The organism is Mesotoga sp. UBA5847, assembly GCF_002432735.1.
Lineage (GTDB): Bacteria > Thermotogota > Thermotogae > Petrotogales > Kosmotogaceae > Mesotoga.
Window position 1 is genome coordinate 1 of the sequence record NZ_DJGL01000051.1, and the last position, 3093, is coordinate 3093.

The following is a 3093-nucleotide window of genomic DNA, read 5'->3' on the forward strand; positions in this document are numbered from 1 at the left end:
AAATCGTAGTTAAAAACCACGAAAAGACGAGAAGCGAAAATAGGGACTGATGGGCTCCTGACGTCTGTACCGTTTTTCGTTGTAGGACATTTATCCCGACATCCCCTGTCATCCCGTAATGCTCTTATACGGGATCTCGTTCTGGCTCTTATGTCCTCGATCCTGAACCAAGAACGAAGAACATGGACGCGAAGCGTCGGAACGAAGAACTGCTCTTCTCCCGCTCTTCCCAAGGACGGGTTCACGCTCCTGGACGAAGGTCGAAGGACGGTTCTCTGCACGCTCTTATGAAGGAAGAACTGCTCCTGTCCTAAAATGGAGTCCCTATTTTACTGTCCGTCCTGTATAAGAACAATGCAGGATGACACTCCCGACATCTAAATCAGTGATTATGTGTGCTTTTCTTTGAGAAGTCCCTCTTCTTTTCTAACTTTCATCAGAGCTTCGGTGTACGGTTTGTTGTAAACACAGCAACCGACATTCATCTGACGTATAAGAAGCTCGATACAGTTGTCGCATGCAGTGCACCACTTTATTTCGTCTTCTCTACCTTCCATTAGTTTTGCCGGAAGGTAAGGGTCTGCAAAGGACTGTCTGCCCAGAGCTACCATATCTACGTACCCGTCGTTTATGTTCTTATTACCCCAGTACCTGAAGGTATTCTTTTCTCTCTCAACTGCCTGGAAAGAGTTCTTCCCGTCCCGGAAGATAGAGTATGCCGAGCCGATAACAACGGTTTCAGGCTTCAAGTTTTCTTTGAGGACCTTTGAGAAGTAGTGATGGAGGTAGGCGTAGTCGGGTATCTTCCTATCTGGCTGTGATAGTGCAAGAGTAATCGACGGGCTTCCTGCAGATTGGAGAATGTAGTGCGCACCCCTCTCTTCAAGACCTTTGCAGAGCGCTATCGATTCGGTCAGATCCATAACTGCAGTGTCAGGCCCGGCGCTTCCGCAGCCTCCTGGAAAGCCCTCCCATACTGAGACCTTTGAACCGATTATGAAATTGGGATCGTTGACCTCTCTGACGACTCTTTCGATTAGTTCAAAGGCAAAGCGGCTTCGGTTTTCCCAGGAACCTCCATACTTCCACTTTCTATCATTGTAAGGGCGTAACAGCTGGGAGCCTAAATAGCCGTGAGAAAGCTTAAGGTCGACGCCATCGGCACCGGCATCGTGACAGATCTTTGCTGCCAGAACGAATTCGTCCAGAATCCGTTCTATGTCTTCCTCGCTCAGCAACTCTCCACCAAAACCGGCAAGCGGCTTCACGCAGACGCGCTTCGAAAAGGCTGGATGGCTTAACTCTCCCGAATGTGTAAGCTGGAAGATAAAGATAGTGTCTTTGTTGATGTTCTTCATTTTTCGAACAAACTTTGTCAGAGCCTCTTTGTTTCTATGCATGATGCTGAGCTGAGTCTTTCTGCCGCGATTCTCGTAAGTGACTGTTATAGCTTCGAGGTCTATCAGACCGGCCTTGCCCTCGAAGAGTTTCCTGTAACGTTCGTAGGTCTTTTCGGTGGGATTTCCTTCTTCATCGGAATCACAGCATTCCATTGCGTTGATTACCATTCTGTTCTGAGCAACCCGGTTTCCGATCTTAATTGGTGTGAAGAGAATTTCCTTTTCGGACATAAAGCTATTACCTCCCTGGTTGAATTTTCCCCGCGTCACAAAGCAAAAAGCAAATCCTCCGGTATCTTATGATAGTATTATTCGGATTACTGGTACAATACTGGTATTACTATATAGTTGTACTAGCATGAGACTGGCAGGTATCACCTGTGTCTATCATGTGATAGGAAACATGACGAATCACCTAAAAAGCTCACGAAAGTTGATACTAGGCCATTGCCATGGGATAATTCGAGTGTTGTCTACGAAATAAATGCACCGAAGGAGCGTGTGAAATGCCAGGTCTTTTTTCGGAAAATACCAGCGAAGTGAAGAGACCGTTGACTTCTATACCAGGTATATATCTTTCCAGAGATTCGCTAGAAAAGTCTAGCATACTGAATAGCCGCGAGCTTCTGGTCTTCATTCTGGAGAGCATTCAGGACGGCGTCAGTATTCTGGATGTCGATATGAGAATAAGATACGTTAACAGCTCGATCAAGCACTGGTACTCCAGCAAGCGAGCGATTGTCGGTAGAAAGTGTTTCGAGATATACCACAACCGCAGTAATCCCTGCGAAAAGTGTCCGGTGCTTCGAACGATGGAGAGCAAGAAGTCCGAAGTCGAGATCGTTCCATATCAGGCTCATTCGGTTAGTGACGGCTGGCAGGAGTTGTTTTCCATTCCGATCTTCAACAAGGGCAACGAGCTCATAGCTCTTCTAGAGTACGTGCGAGATATTTCTCTTCAGAGATTTGTCGAGCACAAACTGATAAGCGTTCTTGACAGACTCGACACTATAGAGAAGAGGAACGACCTTCTGACCAGTCTTCTCAGGCGGACCGAAGAGGAAAAGGATGAGCTGGAGAAGACCATCATGGGCAATATGGAACGCTATGTAAAGCCAGCACTGGATTACTTGAAGAGGCACACCGACGAAAAGGATGTCGAGTTTGTAGAGGGTCTGATAAAGGAGATAATGCACCCTGTTACAAAAAAACACTCTTCTATTCTTGATAATCTCACTTCAAGAGAGATACAGATAGCAGAGTTCATAAGAGAAGGAAAGACCAGCAAAGAGATAGCCGAAATTCTCAGTGTAACCAAGAAGACCGTGGACTTCCACAGGGCGAATATCCGAAAGAAACTTCCCATAAAAGACAATAAAGTGAACCTGAGATCGTATCTGCTTTCTCATCAATGATTTCTGATATACTCCAGCTAGACGGAAAGGAGGCGATTCTTCTGAAAGCGATCAGGTTTCCTTTAATACTCTTAATAGTTGTCCTTTCTTCGGTTCTGATTTTTGGTCGGGCTGTCGATACTACTCAACGCCGTTATTGATAGAGAAGTCTCGTTCATGAGTGAAGGCGGTTTGAACCGCGGGATTATCTCACTGCTTGTAACAGAACTCCCGGATATACCCTTGAGTTTATCACTTAATCTTCTGAAAACAGCTGAACAAGCGAAAGCATTTTCAGA

At 45.9% G+C, this 3093-nt stretch carries 3 protein-coding genes; 1 reads left to right on the forward strand and 2 read right to left on the reverse strand.

Annotated elements, in window-relative coordinates; translation table 11 throughout:
* Positions 1 to 389: 389 nt before the first annotated feature.
* Positions 390 to 1631, reverse strand: a complete 1242-nt coding sequence (locus B3K91_RS05200) for a hypothetical protein (protein ID WP_214079500.1) — start codon at positions 1629 to 1631, stop codon at positions 390 to 392.
* A 275-nt stretch (positions 1632 to 1906) separates the two neighbouring features.
* On the opposite strand from B3K91_RS05200, the gene B3K91_RS05205 reads away from it, so the two are divergent.
* Complete coding sequence (locus B3K91_RS05205; RefSeq protein ID WP_214079501.1) at positions 1907 to 2815, forward strand: helix-turn-helix transcriptional regulator; 909 nt, start codon at positions 1907 to 1909, stop codon at positions 2813 to 2815.
* Positions 2816 to 2886: 71 nt separating this feature from the next.
* Here B3K91_RS05205 and B3K91_RS05210 read toward each other — a convergent pair.
* On the reverse strand, positions 2887 to 3093 hold a 207-nt coding region (locus tag B3K91_RS05210; protein ID WP_292594201.1), incomplete at its 5' end, for a hypothetical protein.